The organism is Dietzia sp. MNB45, from assembly GCF_051994785.1.
Taxonomy (GTDB): Bacteria; Actinomycetota; Actinomycetes; order Mycobacteriales; family Mycobacteriaceae; genus Dietzia; species Dietzia kunjamensis.
Genome location: NZ_CP163397.1, coordinates 871429 through 888386 on the forward strand (window position 1 = coordinate 871429; position 16958 = coordinate 888386).

At 72.5% G+C, this 16958-nt stretch carries 17 protein-coding genes and 1 riboswitch; of the genes, 5 read left to right on the forward strand and 12 right to left on the reverse strand.

Annotated elements, in window-relative coordinates; translation table 11 throughout:
* Nucleotides 1–166 precede the first annotated feature (166 nt).
* The 3 genes from AB5G72_RS04220 to AB5G72_RS04230 all read right to left on the reverse strand — a co-directional run bounded on the left by AB5G72_RS04220 (nucleotide 167) and on the right by AB5G72_RS04230 (nucleotide 5055).
* Nucleotides 167–853 carry a DUF3239 domain-containing protein gene (locus AB5G72_RS04220; protein WP_440221072.1) on the reverse strand — a complete coding sequence of 229 codons (687 nt, stop codon included), beginning with the start codon at nucleotides 851–853 and terminating at the stop codon, nucleotides 167–169.
* A 53-nt stretch (nucleotides 854–906) separates the two neighbouring features.
* The gene (locus AB5G72_RS04225) at nucleotides 907–2574 is read right to left on the reverse strand and encodes a DNA repair helicase XPB (RefSeq protein WP_069390399.1); all 1668 of its coding nucleotides are present in this window, start codon (nucleotides 2572–2574) and stop codon (nucleotides 907–909) included.
* Between the two features lie 66 nt (nucleotides 2575–2640).
* Complete coding sequence (locus AB5G72_RS04230; RefSeq protein WP_440221073.1) at nucleotides 2641–5055, reverse strand: helicase-associated domain-containing protein; 2415 nt, start codon at nucleotides 5053–5055, stop codon at nucleotides 2641–2643.
* Between the two features lie 102 nt (nucleotides 5056–5157).
* Between AB5G72_RS04230 and AB5G72_RS04235 the strand changes: the two genes are divergently transcribed.
* Nucleotides 5158–5358, forward strand: a complete 201-nt coding sequence (locus tag AB5G72_RS04235; protein ID WP_067712692.1) for a hypothetical protein — start codon at nucleotides 5158–5160, stop codon at nucleotides 5356–5358.
* 104 nt (nucleotides 5359–5462) lie between these two features.
* On the opposite strand, the gene AB5G72_RS04240 is transcribed toward AB5G72_RS04235, so the two are convergent.
* Complete coding sequence (locus AB5G72_RS04240; RefSeq protein ID WP_132063566.1) at nucleotides 5463–6098, reverse strand: transglycosylase family protein; 636 nt, start codon at nucleotides 6096–6098, stop codon at nucleotides 5463–5465.
* A gap of 8 nt (nucleotides 6099–6106) precedes the next feature.
* Nucleotides 6107–6264, reverse strand: a riboswitch (cyclic di-AMP (ydaO/yuaA leader).
* A 181-nt stretch (nucleotides 6265–6445) separates the two neighbouring features.
* Nucleotides 6446–6733 carry a hypothetical protein gene (locus AB5G72_RS04245; protein ID WP_440221074.1) on the reverse strand — a complete coding sequence of 96 codons (288 nt, stop codon included), beginning with the start codon at nucleotides 6731–6733 and terminating at the stop codon, nucleotides 6446–6448.
* Between the two features lie 115 nt (nucleotides 6734–6848).
* Between AB5G72_RS04245 and AB5G72_RS04250 the strand changes: the two genes are divergently transcribed.
* Entirely contained in the window at nucleotides 6849–7250 is a 402-nt protein-coding gene (locus AB5G72_RS04250) for a cold-shock protein (protein WP_067712771.1), read from the forward strand.
* 8 nt (nucleotides 7251–7258) lie between these two features.
* Here AB5G72_RS04250 and AB5G72_RS04255 read toward each other — a convergent pair whose 3' ends face one another.
* Genes AB5G72_RS04255 through AB5G72_RS04265 form a run of 3 tightly spaced genes read right to left on the reverse strand, consistent with a single transcriptional unit; the run spans nucleotide 7259 to nucleotide 10045 of the window.
* Nucleotides 7259–7768, reverse strand: coding sequence for a DUF2771 family protein (locus tag AB5G72_RS04255; RefSeq protein ID WP_440221075.1), 510 nt, complete (start codon nucleotides 7766–7768; stop codon nucleotides 7259–7261).
* Nucleotides 7765–9156: an MFS transporter gene (locus AB5G72_RS04260; RefSeq protein WP_440221076.1), complete on the reverse strand. Its 1392-nt coding sequence runs from the start codon at nucleotides 9154–9156 to the stop codon at nucleotides 7765–7767. Before AB5G72_RS04260 ends, AB5G72_RS04255 begins: the two co-directional genes overlap by 4 nt.
* On the reverse strand, nucleotides 9149–10045 hold the full coding sequence (locus tag AB5G72_RS04265) for a glutaminyl-peptide cyclotransferase (protein ID WP_440221077.1): 897 nt from the start codon (nucleotides 10043–10045) through the stop codon (nucleotides 9149–9151). The genes AB5G72_RS04260 and AB5G72_RS04265 overlap by 8 nt, the downstream gene beginning before the upstream one ends.
* 57 nt (nucleotides 10046–10102) lie before the next feature.
* Here AB5G72_RS04265 and AB5G72_RS04270 point away from each other — a divergent pair, with 57 nt between their 5' ends.
* A complete protein-coding gene (locus AB5G72_RS04270; protein WP_440221463.1) occupies nucleotides 10103–11038 on the forward strand; it encodes a DUF3027 domain-containing protein in 936 nt (311 codons plus the stop codon).
* Nucleotides 11039–11043: 5 nt separating this feature from the next.
* Here AB5G72_RS04270 and AB5G72_RS04275 read toward each other — a convergent pair whose 3' ends face one another.
* Complete coding sequence (locus AB5G72_RS04275) at nucleotides 11044–11313, reverse strand: DUF2530 domain-containing protein (RefSeq protein WP_163376607.1); 270 nt, start codon at nucleotides 11311–11313, stop codon at nucleotides 11044–11046.
* Nucleotides 11314–11389: 76 nt separating this feature from the next.
* On the opposite strand from AB5G72_RS04275, the gene AB5G72_RS04280 reads away from it, so the two are divergent.
* A complete protein-coding gene (locus tag AB5G72_RS04280) occupies nucleotides 11390–12859 on the forward strand; it encodes an NCS2 family permease (protein ID WP_067712674.1) in 1470 nt (489 codons plus the stop codon).
* Nucleotides 12860–12886: 27 nt separating this feature from the next.
* Nucleotides 12887–13723: a TrmH family RNA methyltransferase gene (locus AB5G72_RS04285; RefSeq protein WP_067712671.1), complete on the forward strand. Its 837-nt coding sequence runs from the start codon at nucleotides 12887–12889 to the stop codon at nucleotides 13721–13723.
* A gap of 28 nt (nucleotides 13724–13751) precedes the next feature.
* On the opposite strand, the gene AB5G72_RS04290 is transcribed toward AB5G72_RS04285, so the two are convergent.
* The 3 genes from AB5G72_RS04290 to serC all read right to left on the reverse strand — a co-directional run bounded on the left by AB5G72_RS04290 (nucleotide 13752) and on the right by serC (nucleotide 16923).
* Nucleotides 13752–14672: a DUF6928 family protein gene (locus AB5G72_RS04290; RefSeq protein ID WP_363425682.1), complete on the reverse strand. Its 921-nt coding sequence runs from the start codon at nucleotides 14670–14672 to the stop codon at nucleotides 13752–13754.
* Between the two features lie 8 nt (nucleotides 14673–14680).
* Nucleotides 14681–15619 (reverse strand): septation protein SepH, encoded by a 939-nt coding sequence (sepH, locus tag AB5G72_RS04295; RefSeq protein WP_440221078.1) that lies wholly within the window; start codon nucleotides 15617–15619, stop codon nucleotides 14681–14683.
* 179 nt (nucleotides 15620–15798) lie between these two features.
* Nucleotides 15799–16923, reverse strand: a complete 1125-nt coding sequence (gene serC / locus AB5G72_RS04300) for a phosphoserine transaminase (RefSeq protein ID WP_440221079.1) — start codon at nucleotides 16921–16923, stop codon at nucleotides 15799–15801.
* Between the last annotated feature and the right edge of the window lie 35 nt (nucleotides 16924–16958).

Below are 16958 nucleotides of genomic sequence, written 5' to 3' on the forward strand. Positions count from 1 at the left end.
CGAGCCTGTACCGATCAGGCTAGGAAGGCGGTGTTGCGGAACTGTGGCGTCAGATCACGGTCCCGTGACGCTTAGTTCACAGGGGACCCGGCGGCGGGTGAGGCCGCGGACGGGCTACGGGTGCGGGCGTGCCGAGGGCGCGCGGATGCCGGGGAAGGGGCCCGGCTCAGTCGAGAGGGAGCAGGCTCGTCGGTGTGGCCGAGACCTCGTCCACGCGGTCGAGGTTCTGGCGCACCCGTTCCCACTCGCCGGCGGGGATCTCCTTCTCGAGTCGGCGCAGGACGGCCTTGTCGGAGGTCGCCCATGCGACGGGCATGGGTGAGATGAACTGGTACAGGTTGTCGCCGCCGCGGGCGCTGCGGTTGCCGACCACGGCCACGCACGGCACGCGCTCGCCCACGCGGACGTCGTGACCCGGGAGCTTCTCGCAGCTGCGGACGGCCAGCCCGGGTAGCTTTCCGGCGGAGCGGTCGACGGCACGGTCGACCAGCGCCAGGAGGGTCAGCCCGCGGGGGCGCACCTCGGCGATGATGGCCGGGACGAGTTCCGAGGTGGCGTAGGTGCGCTGCATCGAGCCCATTTTGCGCGGGATGTACCCGATCATCGCCAGGCATCCGAGAGCGAAGACCCCGGCCAGCGCGGCGACGATCCAGGCCCAGGCCTCGAAGCCGGAGTAGATGAGCAGGCCCACGGCCGCGGCCAGGACGAGCACACCGAGGATGCCCGCGGACCACTGCAGCCGCCGCACCTCGGCGAGGCTCTCGTTGTGCTTGCGGACCCAGGCGTCGTCGACGGGGATGTCGGCGAGGCGGTACTGCTCGTGCGGGGCGCGGGGGGTGCGATCGGCGACCATGGGTCCAGTATCCCAGGAACCGTCCGGACCGGACCCGCGGGTGGCCGCCGGCGTCAGCCGACCTCGGGGATCGGCGGCCCCAGCAGGTCGTCGGCGTCGATGATCCGGTAGGCGTACCCCTGCTCGGCGAGGAACCGCTGCCGGTGCGCGGCGTACTCGGCGTCGAGGGTGTCGCGCGAGACCACCGAGTAGAAGTGTGCCTGGCCACCGTCGTGCTTGGGCCGCAGCAGCCGGCCCAGCCGCTGCGCCTCCTCCTGCCGGGAGCCGAACGTCCCCGACACCTGCACGGCCACACTGGCCTCGGGCAGGTCGATCGAGAAGTTGGCGACCTTGGACACCACGAGCGTGGAGATCTCCCCGGCGCGGAACGCGTTGAAGAGCTTCTCACGCTCTTTGTTGGAGGTGGAGCCCTGGATGACCGGGGCGTCGAGCTCGTCGCCGAGCTCCTCGAGCTGGTCGAGGTAGGCACCGATCACCAGGGTCGGGGCGCCGGCGTGCTTGGCGAGGATGCTCTTGACCACAGGGATCTTGGTCCGTGCGGTCGAGCACAGCTTGTACTTGTCCTCCGCCTCGGCGGTGGCGTAGAGCATCCGTTCGTTCTCCGTGAGCGTCACCCGTACCTCGACGCAGTCGGCCGGGGCGATCCAGCCCTGCGCCTCGATGTCCTTCCACGGGGCGTCGTACCGCTTGGGTCCGATGAGGGAGAAGACGTCACCCTCTCGGCCGTCCTCGCGCACCAGGGTGGCGGTGAGCCCGAGCCGGCGCCGGGACTGCAGGTCCGCGGTCATCCGGAACACCGGCGCGGGCAGCAGGTGCACCTCGTCGTAGATCATCAACCCCCAGTCGCGGGAGTCGAACAGCTCCAACGCCCGGTGGACGCCCTTGGTCTTGCGGGTGACCACCTGGTACGTGGCGATGGTGACCGGGCGGATCTCCTTGCGCTCGCCGGAGTACTCGCCGATCTCGTCCTCGGTCAGCGTGGTGCGGGCCAACAGCTCCCGCTTCCACTGCCGACCGGCGACGGTGTTGGTCACCAGGATGAGCGTGGTGGCCTTGGCCTTGGCCATCGCGGCCGCCCCGACCATCGTCTTGCCCGCGCCGCAGGGCAGCACGACGACACCCGAGCCGCCCGCCCAGAACGAGTCGGCGGCCATCTGCTGGTAGTCGCGCAGCTCCCAGGGCTCGGTCTCGGTGGACAGGTCGATGTCGTGGGCCTCGCCGTCGACGTACCCGGCCAGATCGTCGGCGGGCCAGCCCACCTTGAGCAGCTCCTGCTTGAGGCGGCCGCGCTCGGACGGGTGCACCACGACGGTGTCGGTGTCGATGTCGGCGCCGAGCATTGGGGCGATCTTCTTGTGGCGTTTGACCTCGGCGAGCACTGCGGAGTCCAGGGAGACCAGGGTCAGTCCGTGGACCGGGCTCTTGACCAACTGGAGCCGGCCGTAGCGGGCCATGGTCTCGGCGATGTCCACCAACAGCGGCTGCGGGACGGGGAAGCGGGAGAAGTTGACCAGCACGTCGACCACCTGCTCGGCGTCGTGGCCGGCGGCCCGGGCGTTCCACAGCGCCAGCGGCGTGATCCGGTAGGTGTGGACGTGCTCGGGGGCGCGCTCCAGCTCGGCGAACGGGGCCAGCGCCTGGCGCGCGTCGTTCGCCTGATCGTGGTCGATCTCCAGCAGCACGGTCTTGTCCGACTGGACGATCAGCGGTCCACCACTCACTCCGGCCCTCCTCAGGGTCTCACCGGACCCGCGTGGGTCCGACCCTTCATTGTCCAGGAATCCGGGTCAGCGGGTCGGGTCGACGTCGGAGACGGAGATCACGCGGTGCAGCGGCAGGGTGACGGGCTCGGCGGAATCGGGCTCGATCCCCTCGATCCGACCCCCGCCGACGGAGGCCGGCACGAGCAGTCGCGCGGTGGACCGGCCCTGGGCGTCGACGACCGAGACGGTGACGGCGGTGCCCGTGCTCGCCGCGTCGTGCAGGCGGGCGATGGCGGCCTCGCCGGTGTACGCGCCCCCTGAAGTACCCCGCGCCGAGCGCACCCGGTCGGCCGAGCGCATCGCCGCGACGGCCGCCCGCAGTTCGGAGGGGGTGGCCGTGCGCGTGGGGACGCGGGGCGCGCGGGTGATGCGGCTCACCCGGACACGGGCCACCGGCCGGGTCAGGGCGACGACGGCGCCGGTCGTGTCCTCGACGACGGGGGAGAACCCGTGCTCGCGCAGGGCCTCCACCAGGTCCAACGGCCGGGCCTGGGAGATGAGGACGGTCGGCGCGACGGTCCGCAGTGCGCAGTTCTCGGCCACCGGGGAGCTGAGGACCTGGGCGACCAGCGACGGGTCGTCGCACCGGACGAAGGACAGGGCGGTACCCACCCGCAGCCGACCGTGACGACGGGCCACGTCCTCGATGAGGTAGTCCAGCGACTGCGGGACGGGGGTGACGGAGGTCCGGGCGAGCAGGTCCCGGATCCCCGCCGCCGTGCGCCCGGCGTCGAGTGCGCGACGCACGGAGGTCTCGGTGACGCGGTAGGTGGTGGCGGCGCCGGCCGACTCGACGTCGGCCAGGAGCGCGAACTCCGCGGCGAGCTCGGGCACGAGCGGGCCGGGGGCGAGGATCGTCAGGTCGGCCTGGACGATGACCTCCGAGACCGGGTCTGGCAGGGCGGCGACGAGGACCGGTTCGAGGTCCTCGACGCCGGGGGCGGGGGTGCCGTCATGGGTGGTGGCGGTGTGGGTGGCGGCTCCGGCGACGGGTGCGTGGGTGTCGCCGGCGAGGGCCCTGGCCGCGCTGGTGGCGGTGGTCCCGACGACGAGTCCCATCAGACGCGCCTCCGCCACGGTCTCGGCCACGGGCCGGGAACCCGCACGCGAGAACCACACCGGCGAGGACCAGCGCACCACCTCCGTCAGCAGAGTGGCGTCGGGCTCCGCTGCGGGGTCCAGGGCGACCAGAGCCTTCAGCACCCGGATCCGTTCGGTGGGTCCGGGCGGGCCGATGGGCTCACCCAATGCGGGCACGGTGCCGCCGCCCTCGATCTCGGACCCGACCCGCCACGGCGTCCGCGGCATGGACCACCACGCGAGGACGAGCTCGGCCCAGCGGCGTGCGGGTTCGCGGGCCGACCACACGTCGGCGGCCTCGGTGGGCGCCCACACCGAGTCGAAGGCCACGTCGCCGACGTCGGCGTCGCCGACCGCGATGAGTCCCGCGGCCGCGAGGACCTCGAGCAGCAGGGGGAGCTCGCGCTCGACGAGGCCGGAGGCGCGGGCCACCCGCCGCAGTTCGCGCACCCCGACACCGCCGGCCTTGAGGGTGGCGGCCGGGGCGGTCGACAGGGCGGAGAGGACCGAGTCGCAGCGGTGCAGCAGCTCGAGGGCCGCGACGCCGCCGGAGGCGTCGACCCGGCCCGCCCCGCCCGCGGCCGCCCCGGCCCTCGGAGCGGCCCACGCAGGGGCGTGGAGCAGCGACGATCCCTCGTCGCGGGCGCCGTGGCGGGCCCGGTCCAGCGCGTGGGCACGCGGGACGACCACCTCGCCGTCGTCCCCAGCGGTCACCTCCGCGAGCCCCGAGCCCGCCAGCTCTGTCGCGGCGGCACGCACCGGCTCCGACGCCCCGGCGCCGAGAGCCCCGACGGGGGTGCGCCCGCGGGCGATCGCCTCGAGCACCCCGACCGCCGGAGCGGACAGGCCGCCCCAGGCGACGTCGAGGTCGGCGCCCGCGGGCTCGCCGGGGTGCGGCGCCACCACCGGGGCCGACCGGACGGCCACCGCCGTGACGGGCACCATCCGGACATGGTCCCCTCCGCCCCAGAGCAGGGTGAGGTCGCGGAGACGGGCGAGGGCGGCGTGGAAGACGGGCTCGTCGTCGTCGACACCCAACCGGCCCGACACCGCACCCAGCGGCACCGCCCCGGAATCGGCTCCCACCGCTGCGGCGGTGGCCAGGACCACGAGCTCCGGCCACGTCAGGGTCCCCAGCGCGCGGGCGGTGGACGCCGGCAACCGCAGCCTCGACGCGAGCACGTCGACCGAGGCCGGGGGAGGGGTGGCCACATCTGGACGCAACTCGCACACGCGGACGAGCGCGTCATCGGACAGTCCGGCCAGCCACGCGGGGAAGTCCGGCTCGTCGCCGGCGGCACCGGGGGAACCAGCACTGCGGGGGGCGACACGGCGGGAGGAGGCTCGGGAACTCGGCATGATCCGTCCCAGCCTAGTGAGATCGCGGCGGCGGTGAGGACCGTCCGGGTCCGATACGACCCGGATGCTGACGGGACGCCCGCGAGGTGAGACACTGGACACGTGGCTGCCAAGAAGAATCTGACCCATGACAACCCGGGATGGCCCGACGCCTCGTTCGGCGAGCACCCGGTGACCGAACTCGCCGCGCTGGTCGCGGGAGGCCTGTCCCCCTTCGGGCAGGAGACCTTCCCGCTGCCGCAGCATCGGCTGGGCTACCTCCACCCGGAGACGGTGGTCAACAGGACCGTCCGCACCCGCTGAGCGCGACGCACTCACACACGAGGAAGGGCCGCCACTCCCTGCAGGGGGTGGCGGCCCTTCCTCGTGGTCCGTGGTCCGTGGACCGGGGCTGCGCGGGTGACGCGTCAGTTGGCCAGGTAGGTGGCGAAGAAGCCGTCCACCAGGTCCTGGTTGCCGGCGTAGGCGGCGTCGACGGCGTCCCGGTTGGCCTCGTAGGTGTCGGCGATCGGCAGCACGATGCCGCGGCCCTCGGCGAAGGAGGACAGGGTCGCCACGTGATCGGCAGCGGTGACCGCCTCCGGGGCGGCGGGCGCGGCCGGGGCGTGGGCACGCGGGGCCGGCGCGGGCGCCGGGTTGGACAGGTCGCGCGGGGTCGGTGCGGAGTTCAGGCCCAGCTTGGCCGAGCAGGCGGGCCAGGCGCCCCAGCCCTGACCGGCGAGGGTCTTCTCGGCGATCGCGATCTGCTGCTCGCGCGTGGCCTGGTTGGCCGTCGGGGCGTACTGCGTACCGCCGTAGGCGGCCCAGGTGCTCGGAGAGAACTGCAGGCCGCCCTGGTAGCCGTTCCCGGTGTTGATGCCCCAGTTGCCGCCGGACTCGCACTGGGCCAGGCGGTCCCAGTCGGAGTCGGGGGCGGCGTTGGCGGCCGGCGCGAGGGCCAGGCCGGCGGCGGAGAACGCGGTGCCCGCGAGGACGACCTTCACAGCGTTCCTGGGCGCTGAGGAGGCGGCGGCGGCACGGTGGCGTCCGGTGTAAGAGGTCATGTCGTCAGTCCTTTTCACTCTGTGCCTACGGGGTGAGCTGTCGGGTTCGGACGAGTGCGTCCGGCCGCCGGTGGCGGCTTCACCCCAAGGCGACCATCGGTCGCCGGGCCCGTGGTGGGCCCTGTCGGGTCCCCCGTCCCCGCCCGGGTAATGGTCACTGTGGCATCGGCCGCTGGGCGGGGTTCGGTAGGTGCGTCCGATGCCGACTCGCTGACGAGTCTGCTACGAAACTGTAGCGGTCCGATGCCGGATCGTCACCATTCTGAAATAAACCGAGGCAGTCTGGGTCTGACGTGCGTGCCGTTATCGGCTCGTTACCAGCGGTGTTCGCAGGAGGGTGTGGTTGATCACACCGAGGGCGGTCGCGAGCCGAGGATGGCGTAGAGCAGCCCCAGCAGGAACCCGACCGGCGTGAACAGCATCGCGCCGACATACAGGAGGGTCGGCGCGTCGCGGCCGAGCACGAACGGGGTCAGCGCCGCCGCGACGGTGAACAGCACCCCGATCGTGAAGATGACGAGCGCCGTCACGAACAGGCCCCGGCGTCGTGGCCGCACGGGCTCGGCTGCCCGGGTGGACGCCGCGGCGTCAGGTGTCCAGGGGTCGTCGGCGGGGCGTCGATCGTCGGCGGTCACACGGGGAGGTTACCGCTCGCCTCGCGGTGGGCACCAACGCGCACGAGGGTAGTCTCGGGGCATCAGTCATGGTTGTCGGTCGCGTATGCCGCGTCCGGTCGGAAGGTGGTTCGCGGTGCCCAGCGGCAAGGTCAAGTGGTACGACGCGGAGAAGGGCTTCGGCTTCCTGTCCCAGGAGGGCGGCGAGGATGTCTACGTGCGCTCCGAGGCGCTCCCCGCAGGGGTCGAGACGCTGCGTCCGCGCCAGCGCGTGGAGTTCGACATGGTCTCCGGGCGCCGCGGCCCCCAGGCGTTGCGCGTGGTGGTCCACGACGAGCCGACGGTCGCGGAGGAGCGGGCCCCGAGGAGCGGGCCCCGACGTTCGGCGGACGAGCTGCACGGGATGGTCGAGGACATGATCAAGGTGCTCGAGTCGACCGTCCAGCCCGAGTTGCGCCGTGGTCACCGTCCGGAGGCCAAGGTCTCGGGCCGGGTGGCGTCGGTGCTCCGCGCGGTCGCGCGCGAGCTGGACGCCTGACCCACGGATCAGTCGTCGTAGGTGAAGCGCACCGACCACTCGCCGTTGAGGATCGACTCCGACCCGTCGGCGGCATAGACGATCGCGACCGCACGGATGGCGAGGCCCTCGATCCGGCCCTCCTCCGGGGTGGTCACGGGCACCAGCAACCGGCCCGGCCCGCCGGCCTCGACGGTGTAGTCGCGAGAGCCGTCGGCGCGGATCTCGTAGACGTCCATCGTCGACGCACGCAGCTCTCCGGGCAGCCGGACGGTGAGGACGTCCTCATCCTGCACCCGGAACTCGCCGACCGGATTGGTGAAGGTGTTCCCGTCCAGGTCGGTCGCGGTGAACGGCAGCACGGTCACCTGGCCGCGATCGCTCGCGACGGTCACCTCGGGTAGTGCACCGTACCGGGCCTCCGAACCCTGCCAGGCGCCGACGATCGCGGCGATCATGATGATCATCCACGCCGCGATCGCCCAGGTGATGGGACGGATACGGGAGCCGGTCGACGGGGTCTCGTTGCGGGAACTCACTCCCTCATTCTGCCGAGGGGCCGGGTGTCGGCCACACCCGGGTCACGCGGCGGGCCCGGGAAGCGCGGCCTGTTGCCGCCGAGGCCGGGGACGAGGGTCGACCCGCGGCCGGTCAGGTGCGACTGCGCGAACATCAGGGCGCCGACCACGGCGATCACCGAGAACCCCACGGTGAAGTCGGTCGGCAGAAGGACGCCCAGTGCTCCGCCGAGGACCCACGCCACCTGCAGGGCGGTCTCGGAGCGACCGAAGGCCGAGGAGCGTGCGGCGTCCGGGATGTCCGTCTGGACCGACGCGTCGAGGGCGACCTTGCCCAGGGCACTGCACACCGCCGCGACGAGCGCGAGGACGGCCGCGGCCCAGATGGTCCCGAGGAACGCGGCGACGACGGCGGTCGCCAGGGCCGCCCCCGCGGCCGTGCCGGCGATCCGTTCGGGCCGGCCCAGCGAAAGCCGCGCACCGACGGCGTTGCCGGCGAAGGTACCCAGCCCGCCGGCGGCGCCCGCCATCGCCAGGAGGCCGGCCTGCTCGATTGCGGTGGCGTCCTCCTGGGCCTTGGCCATGAACGCCAGGAACAGGGTGAGGAAGCCGGTCATGAAACGCAGGAGCGACACCGCCCACAGGTTCGCCAGGACGTTCCTGCCCAGCGGCCGCGTGAGGACCGCCCGGAGGTCACCGGTCAGACTCGGGCCCCGCTCCATCCGCAGGGTGGCGGACTCCTCGTCCCGGGACGCCTCGGCGTGCGCGGGGATGGTCACGGCGACGTAGGCCGCGACGAGGGCGACCGCTGCGAGCAACCACAGGGCGGCGTCGGAGTCCCACAGCCACGCCACGGCGCCGGCTGTCGCCCCTGCGATGAGGCTGCCGCAGACGTGCCCCAGCACGGTCAGGCGGGAGTTGGTGCGGACCAGGTCCAGGGTCGGGGGCAGCACGTGGGGGGTGATGGACGCCTTGACGACGCCGAACGTCTTGGACAACACGAGCATGCCGAGCGCGAGGGGGTACAGGAGCCAGGAGTCGAAGTTCAACGCGAGGATCACCGCGAGCACCGCACGCAGGGTGAACGTCAGTGAGACGGTGAGGCGTCGGCCCCGGTGGAGGCGGTCCAGGGCGGGGCCGATGACCGGCGCGATCAGCGCGAACGGCGCGACCGTGACCAGGAGGTACAGCGCCACGCTGGCGCGGGACTCCGCGGTCGCGGCGGAGAAGAACAGGGTGTTGGCCAGGGCCACGGCGAGAATCGCGTCGCAGGCGAAGTTGGCGACCGTGACGTAGCTGAGCGGAGCGAGTCCCGAACGGTCCGCGCCGTCGGCGTGGAAGACCCGGCGCACGCCCCGTCCGGCGGAGGAGGCGGCGCGGCGCGCGGGACCGGCGGTACGCTCACCCAACGAGGCGCACCTCGTACATGGTCGGCCACAGCTTGCCGGTGAGCAGGACGTTCCCGGAGTCCGGCAGTGCCGCGATCCCGTTGAGCACGGCATCGGGGTCGGCGGGCCGCGGTTGCTGGAGCTGCCCGGCGTCGTAGATGGCGGTGACCTGCCCCGTGGCGGGGTCGATCCGCACGATCTCGTCGGTCATCCACACGTTCGCGAGGACCGAGCCGTCCGCACATTCCAGTTCGTTGAGCCGGGTGACCGGCGTGCCCCCGGACGTCACCGACACGCGTCCGGTCGGCTCGAAGGTCGCCGGGTCGCGGAAGGTCAGGGTGTCGGAGCCGTCGCTCATCACCAGTGTCGTGCCGACGGTGCACAGGCCCCAGCCCTCGCCCTCGTACGGGGCCTCGGAGCGCACCTCGAGGGTCTGCGGGTCGCGGTTGTGGGCGATGCCCTTCTGCCAGGTGAGGGTCCACAGGGTGTCGGGGGTGACGGCCAGGCCCTCGCCGAACTCGTCCTCCGCCATGGCGACGGTCACCGTGGGCTCGCCGCCCTCCAGCGGTCGACGCTGGACCACGGAGCTGCCGACCCGCCCCGTGGACTCGTAGATCTCGTCGCCCACCACCTGCAGCCCCTGGGTGAACAGCGACGGGTCGTGCTCGAGCGTGCGCACGACCTCCACCGAACCGCGCACGGGTTGCGGGTCCGATGGCCCGACCGGCACCCGGGGGGCCGCCGAACTCACGGCGGCCGAGCCGGCGGGAACGCTCGACGAGGCCAGTGAGGCGCCGGCGGTGGTGGTGGCGGGCGGGGCCCCTCCGTCGTCCGACGAACACGCCGTGAGGGTGGCGACGAGGCTCAGGGACACGACGAGGGGGCCTACCGGGCCGAGGGCGCTGCGCATGCCCCCAGGATGCCGCACGACGGGCCGGGCCGTGACCTCCACGCGGAGATGCGCATAATGGGAGGGGTGAACACCGGGGTAGGCACGGATCAGGGGTCGGATTTCGACGGCGCGCTGCGTGAGCGGCTGGCCTCCGGCGTCGACGTGGCCCGGGCGGCGGTCGAGGAGTTCGCCGCGGAGGGCGTGGGGGGGCACCTCGGCAGCACTGTCGAGGCGGAGTTCACCACCACCCACCGGTTCGCCTCCGAGCTGCCCGGGTACCGCGGGTGGTACTGGGCCTGCGTCCTCGCCCTCGTGCCCGGTGGTGACCTGACCGTCGACGAGATCGCGCTCCTCCCGGGTGCGGACGCGCTGGTCGCTCCCGAGTGGGTGCCGTGGGATCGGCGCATCCGGCCCGGGGACCTCGGCGCCGGGGATCTGCTCCCGCCGCCCGAGGACGACGACCGGCTCGTCCCCGGCTACACGCTGAACGGCGACGACGAGTTGGACGACGCCGCGGGGCCGATCGGTCTCGGCCGACCGCATCACCTGAGCTGGGAGGGCCGCGCCGCCGCCGCCGATCGCTGGACGGTCGAACGCGGACCCGACTCCGAGATCGCCCGGGCCGCCAAACACCACTGCGGGACCTGTGGGTTCCTGGTGCCCGTCGCCGGGTCACTGGGCGCCCTCTTCGGGGTCTGCGCCAACGAGTTCTCCGCCGACGGGCAGGTCGTCCACCTCGAGTACGGCTGCGGCGCCCACAGCGAGGTCGAGATCCCCTCCGACACCGGGCCGGCTGTTGCCGAGGCGTACGACGACGCCGCCGTCGACGTGGTGGTCCTGCCCCAGCAGCTCGCCGCGACCGCACGTGCCCGCTCCGCCGCCGATGACCGCACGAACGATCAGGCCGCGTCCGGCCACCCTGCGTCCGGCCACGCCGCGTCCGGTGCGGCCGCCCCCCACGAGGGTGGGGACGCCGAGACGTCTGTCGACGAGCCCACGTCCGCGGACTGACCCGCTCAGTCCAGGTCGTAGTCCAGGCCCTGTTGGGCACCCGCGCTGCCGCGTAGTACGGCCCGGCGCTGCAGTGCATAGACGATCGTGCCGACCGCCCCGACGCCGACGCCGACCGCGCCCAGGATGACCGAACGCATGTCGACCTCCTCCATGAGCATGTGGGCCAGGAGGGCCAGCGTCCACGCCAGAGTCCCGATGATGACGACGGGTCGGGGGTCCAGCAGGTAGGCGGGAATCCGGGGGACCCCCGGCTCTGTCGACTCGTCCGTCATGACCGCGACGCTACCGCAGGCGGCGGGGCGGTTACTCTATGACGGTTCCTCACCCACAGCTCAGGAAGGTCACCAGATGTCGCAGAGCACCGGGGCCCCGTCGCAGCCCCCCACCAAGGTCGGGGCGCTCGATCGCTACTTCAAGATCAGCGAGCGCGGCTCGACGGTGTCCCGCGAGGTCCGCGGCGGGCTCGTCAGCTTCTTCGCGATGGCCTACATCATCATCCTCAACCCGCTGATCCTCGGCTCGGGCACCGACGTCGAGGGCAACCAGCTGTCGATCGTCGAGATCGCCGCGGTCACCGCCTTCACGGCGGGCGTGATGACCATCGCGTTCGGTGCGATCGCGCGGTACCCCTTCGCATTCGCCACGGGCCTGGGGATCAACTCGCTCGTCGCCGTCACCATCGCGCAGCAGGTGACCTGGGCCGAGGCCATGGGCCTGGTGGTCATCGAGGGCATCATCATCGTGATCCTCGCCGTCACCGGGTTCCGCACCGCCGTGTTCAACGCGGTGCCCGGCGAGCTCAAGGCGGCCATCGCCGTCGGCATCGGCCTGTTCATCGCGATGGTCGGTGTCGTCGACTCCGGTTTCGTCCGCCGCCTCCCGGACGCGGCCGGCACCACCGTCCCGGTGGGGCTCGGCATCAACGGGTCGATCGCCTCGTGGCCCACCTTCGTCTTCGTCGTCGGTCTCCTGCTCTGCGGAATCCTCGTCGCACGCCAGATCCGCGGCGGCCTGTTCATCGGCATCGTCGTCACCGCGGTCTTCGCGGTGATCGTCGAGGCCCTCGCGGACGCGGGCCCGTCCTTCGTCGACGGTGAGCCCAATCCGACCGGCTGGGGCCTCGCGGTCCCCGGCATCCCCGATTCTCTCGGGGGCATCCCGAACCTGTCGCTGATCGGCCAGGTGGACCTCATCGGCGCGTTCGTCCGCATCGGGCCGCTGGCCGCGGGACTGTTCGTCTTCACCCTGCTGCTCGCCAACTTCTTCGACGCCATGGGCACCTTCACCGGCCTCGGCAAGGAAGCCGAGCTCATGGACGACAAGGGCAACCTGCCCAACATGAAGGCCGCGCTGGTCGTCGAGGGATTCGGTGCCGTCGCCGGCGGTCTGACCTCGTCGTCGTCGAACACGGTGTTCCTCGAGTCCGCCTCCGGCATCGCCGAGGGAGCCCGGACGGGCCTGGCGAACGTCGTCACGGGCGGGTTGTTCCTGCTGGCGATGTTCTTCACCCCGCTGTACGAGGTCGTCCCGGTCGAGGCCGCCGCGCCCGCGCTGGTGATCGTGGGTGCGCTGATGATCTCGCAGATCAAGGCGATCGACCTGACCAACTTCGCGGTCGCGCTACCGGCGTTCCTCACGATCGTGGCGATGCCGTTCACGTACTCCATCGCCAACGGCATCGGGATCGGTTTCATCGCCTGGGTCGTCATGGCAACGGCCACCGGCAAGGGCCGCACCGTGCATCCGATCCTCTGGATCGTCGCGGTCGCGTTCGTCGTGTACTTCGCGATCGGTCCCATCACCGACGCGCTGGCCTGACCGGCCGGCGGGAGGAGCGACCGAACCGTGCACGTCGTCGACGTCTCCGACCCCGCCGACCCCAGGCTGGACGACCTCCGCGACCTCAACAACTCCGACCGGCGGCCCGACCTGCCCGGCGGGCGGGGACTGGTGATCGCCGAGGGCACGTACGTCGTGGGCCGCATGCTGCTCTCGCGCTTCCGGCCACACGTCCTCCTGGGTACCGACGCGCGGTTGCACCAGTTGCGCAGGGAGGCCGCCGCCGAGGGGTGGGACGCCGACGAGCGCGCGGGCGACGCGGTGTACCTGCGCACCACCAAGGACGTCCTCAGCGAGGTGATCGGCTTCCGGTCCAGCCGCGACATCCTCGCCGCCGCGGACCGGCCCGCACCACTGCCGGTCGAGGAGGTGCTGGACGGCGCGCGGACGCTCGTCGTGCTCGAGGGCGTCAACGACCCCGAGAACCTCGGCGCGATCTTCCGCAACTGCGCTGCCCTCGGGGTCGACGGCGTGCTGTTCGGGGCGGCCGCCGGGGACCCGCTCTACCGGCGGGTCGTGCGGGTGTCGATGGGACACGTGCTCCGCCTGCCGTTCGCCCACCTGCCCGGCACGCCCACCACCTGGCAGCGTTCGCTCGAGGACCTGCGGGAGCGGGGCTTCCGGACCGTCGCCCTGACGCCGTCCGCCGACACCCCGCTGTCCCGGGCCGTCGACGCCGACAGGGTGGCGTTCGTGCTCGGCGCGGAGGGCCCGGGGCTCACCGAGCACGCGATGCGTGCCTGCGATGTGCGGGCCGCGATCCCCATGACCGACGGCACGGATTCGCTCAACGTCGCCACCGCCGCGGCGGTCGCGTTCTACGAGCGGTCCCGCCGGGACTGACCCGCTCGCGACGGGCCGCGTCGACCCGCTAGCGGGATCCGCCGTCGCGACGGCGGCGGGACACCGAGTCCGCGCCCCGGCGCACGGCGTCACCGACGAGGCCGGCGATGCTCCGTATCCGGCCGCCGCGCGCACCCCCGCCCGGCCCGCGGGATCCGGAGGGGAGCCGCTCGTAGTCGTCGTCGGCGTAGGGGGAGGGCCCGCCGGCGGCGCTGTCGCCATCGGCGTCCGTGTCGGACCCGACGCCGGCGGCACGCCTCGCGGCCGCGTGGAGCTCGGCGCGGCCCGGCATCCCCACGACATGCAGTGCCGGCCCGGAGAGCGGGGTGTGCTGGCGTACCTCGCGGCGACCGTCGGTGGCGAACCCGTGGACCGGCACGTCGAGACCCCCCGGCTCCAGGTCGAAGCCGAGCCAGTCGCGGTGGGCGGCGTGGAGGAGTGACGACGGCGAGAACGGCAATGCCAGGGGGTTGTCGGTCGCCGTGTCGAGCGGGAACTCGCCGGCCCAGTAGGGCCTCTCGAACGGCAGGGGCATGCCCTCGTCCTCGACGATCCGGTCGTCGGCCCCGGCGAACGCCCGCACGAGCCGACCCGACTCCCACCGGGCGAATCCGCTCACCCCGTCCTCCGCATCCTGGGCGAACAGCAGGATGGTGGGCGCCTCGACCAGTTTCAGCCACATCTCCGGGGTGGCGGACGGCGCGATGGGCCCCTCCACCGGGGTCTGGACGACGGTGAGTCCCGGGAACGAGCCCACGTAGATCTCACCCGGTCCGGCCGAGGCCGAGCGGTTGAGCGGGAACGCGCCCAGGGACGCCACCGTGACGGTGGGGAACAGCCGCGACAGCAGGCGGCGCGCGAAACCGGGGTCGGACGGCTGTCCCGCCCGGATCGGTGCGGCGGGATCGTCCGTGGCCAGATACCAGAACGTCGCGACGTGGTGTCCCATGACCGGACTCAGTCGTCCTTACCGCGGACCCCGAGCAGGACGTCCTCCCACGAGGGCATCGTGGGGTGACGGCGCGAGGGGCGTCGTTCGGGTTCGGTGGGCGTGGGCTGCAGGAAGTCGTTGTTGTCGTCGTCGCCGTCGTTGTCGTTCCCGCGTCGTTCCCCCGTGGGGCGGGAGTCGCCGGACGTCGACTCCGACCGCCCGGACGCCCCCGGTCCCGTCCCCGCGGGAGGGGCGGATGCTGCTGGGGTGGACGATCCGGCTGGGGTGGCCGGCGCGGCGGACGGCGCGGGAACCGCGCGGATCGGCGGCGGGCCCGGCGGCAGCGGGGGAGGAGACGAGACCGAGCGCAGCGCCGTCGCGCGCGAGGGGTCGAGGATGTTCTCCGCCTCGTCGTCGAGGGCCCGGGCCGAACCGCCGTGCGAGTCGGGGACGAACGACCACGTCGCACTGGCGTCGTCGGACAGGCCCGCCGGCCAGGAGGTACGGACGACCCACCCACCGGACCGGTCACGCCAGGCGTCCCAGACGACCAGGTCCGGGTCCACGCCACGGCGGTCGAGGGCGGCACCCACCCGGTCGGCGAGCGTGTTGAGGGCCGGGCCGTCCGGCAGCACCGGATGGGCGCCCTTGGCCATTTCGGCGGCGTTGGCGCGTTCCAACAACACCGGCACGGCGAACCCCTGGATCCGCGACAGTGACACGCCGGCGTCGGCGGCGACCTCCTCCGGGGAGGCGCCGTGCCGGATGCGGTCCTGGATCTCGCGGGGGCGCAGCGTACCGGTCACAGGAGCCCGACCGGACCCACCACCGGGCACGAACTCACCACGGGCGGCCGCCCGCAGACGATCATCGAGTGGGAGGGAGAGCTTCTCGCCGGAGTCCGCGACCTCGCATTCGACGACCGACGACTCGGTGTCCACACCGACGATCCTCAGCTTCCGCATGCCGCCTCCTCGACTCCTCGCGGTCCCGTGGGCGGCTCGAGGGGTCGAGTGGCGCGCACCCGGGTCCTGGGCGTTGATCCACATGGTAGGTCAGCACAGCCCACCCGGCGCGCGGACGGGCCGGGTGGGCTGCGGAAAACTGCAGACGATGCTGCGCGGGTGGCCCCGGAGGACGCCGATCAGGCGAGCTGGCCGACCACGTGGTCGATGCAGCGGGTCAGCTGCGTGACGTCCTCCGGCTCGATCGCCGGGAACATGCCGATGCGCAACTGGTTGCGGCCCAGCTTGCGGTACGGCTCGGTGTCGAGGATGCCGTTGGCGCGCAGCGTCTTGGCGACCTTCGCGGCGTCGATGTTCTCGTCGAGGTCGATGGTGCCCACGACCTGCGAGCGGTGGGCCGCCTCGGTGACGAACGGGGTGGCGTAGTCGCTGGCCTCGGCCCAGTCGTAGAGGCGCGCGGACGAGTCCTTGGTGCGCGCGACGCACCAGTCCAGACCGCCCTGGGAGTTCATCCACTCGATCTGCTCGGCGAACATGATCAGCGTGGCCACGGCCGGGGTGTTGTACGTCTGGTTCTTGCGCGAGTTGTCCACCGCGGTCGGCAGGGACAGGAAGTCCGGGCACCAGCGGTCGGTGGCGGCGATCTCGTCGACCCGCGCGAGCGCGGCCGGGCTCATGATCGACACCCACAGGCCACCGTCCGAGGCGAACGACTTCTGCGGGGCGAAGTAGTAGACGTCGGTGTCGGCGATGTCGACGGGCAGCCCGCCGGCGCCGGAGGTGGCGTCGATCGCCACCAGCGCGTTGTCCGAGCCGGCCGGACGGCTCACGGGGAGCATGACGCCGGTCGAGGTCTCGTTGTGGGCCCAGCCGATGAGGTCGACCGACGGGTCCGAGGTCGGCTCGGGGGCCGAACCGGGCTCGGCGGAGATGACGATCGGGTCGGCCAGGAACGGCGCACCGCCGGTGACCTTGGCGAACTTGGAGGAGAACTCACCGTAGGTCAGGTGAAGCGACTTCTCGCGGACCAGTCCGAAGGCGGCGGCGTCCCAGAACGCGGTGGTGCCGCCGTTGCCCAGCACGACCTCGTAGCCGTCGGGCAGGGAGAACAACGAGGACAGGCCGTCGCGCACGCGGCCCACGACATCCTTGACCGGGGCCTGCCGGTGACTGGTGCCCATCACGGTGGTGGCGGCGTCGGACACGGCCGCGATCTGCTCGGGACGGACCTTGGACGGGCCGCAGCCGAAGCGGCCGTCGGCGGGCTTGAGGTCGGCGGGGATGGTGGGCAGCTGATCGCTCATGCTCTTGGGGTGCCGTTCGGTCGGGGTGTGGGACG

Bases quoted from the DNA above. Each gene is read 5' to 3' on its own strand.
- AB5G72_RS04220 (WP_440221072.1), bottom strand. From the start codon at position 853: ATGGTCGCCGATCGCACCCCCCGCGCCCCGCACGAGCAGTACCGCCTC.
- AB5G72_RS04230 (WP_440221073.1), bottom strand. From the start codon at position 5,055: ATGCCGAGTTCCCGAGCCTCCTCCCGCCGTGTCGCCCCCCGCAGTGCT.
- AB5G72_RS04240 (WP_132063566.1), bottom strand. From the start codon at position 6,098: ATGACCTCTTACACCGGACGCCACCGTGCCGCCGCCGCCTCCTCAGCG.
- AB5G72_RS04265 (WP_440221077.1), bottom strand. From the start codon at position 10,045: ATGCGCAGCGCCCTCGGCCCGGTAGGCCCCCTCGTCGTGTCCCTGAGC.
- AB5G72_RS04270 (WP_440221463.1), top strand. From the start codon at position 10,103: ATGGGAGGGGTGAACACCGGGGTAGGCACGGATCAGGGGTCGGATTTC.
- AB5G72_RS04275 (WP_163376607.1), bottom strand. From the start codon at position 11,313: ATGACGGACGAGTCGACAGAGCCGGGGGTCCCCCGGATTCCCGCCTAC.
- AB5G72_RS04280 (WP_067712674.1), top strand. From the start codon at position 11,390: ATGTCGCAGAGCACCGGGGCCCCGTCGCAGCCCCCCACCAAGGTCGGG.
- AB5G72_RS04290 (WP_363425682.1), bottom strand. From the start codon at position 14,672: ATGGGACACCACGTCGCGACGTTCTGGTATCTGGCCACGGACGATCCC.
- sepH (WP_440221078.1), bottom strand. From the start codon at position 15,619: ATGCGGAAGCTGAGGATCGTCGGTGTGGACACCGAGTCGTCGGTCGTC.
- serC (WP_440221079.1), bottom strand. From the start codon at position 16,923: ATGAGCGATCAGCTGCCCACCATCCCCGCCGACCTCAAGCCCGCCGAC.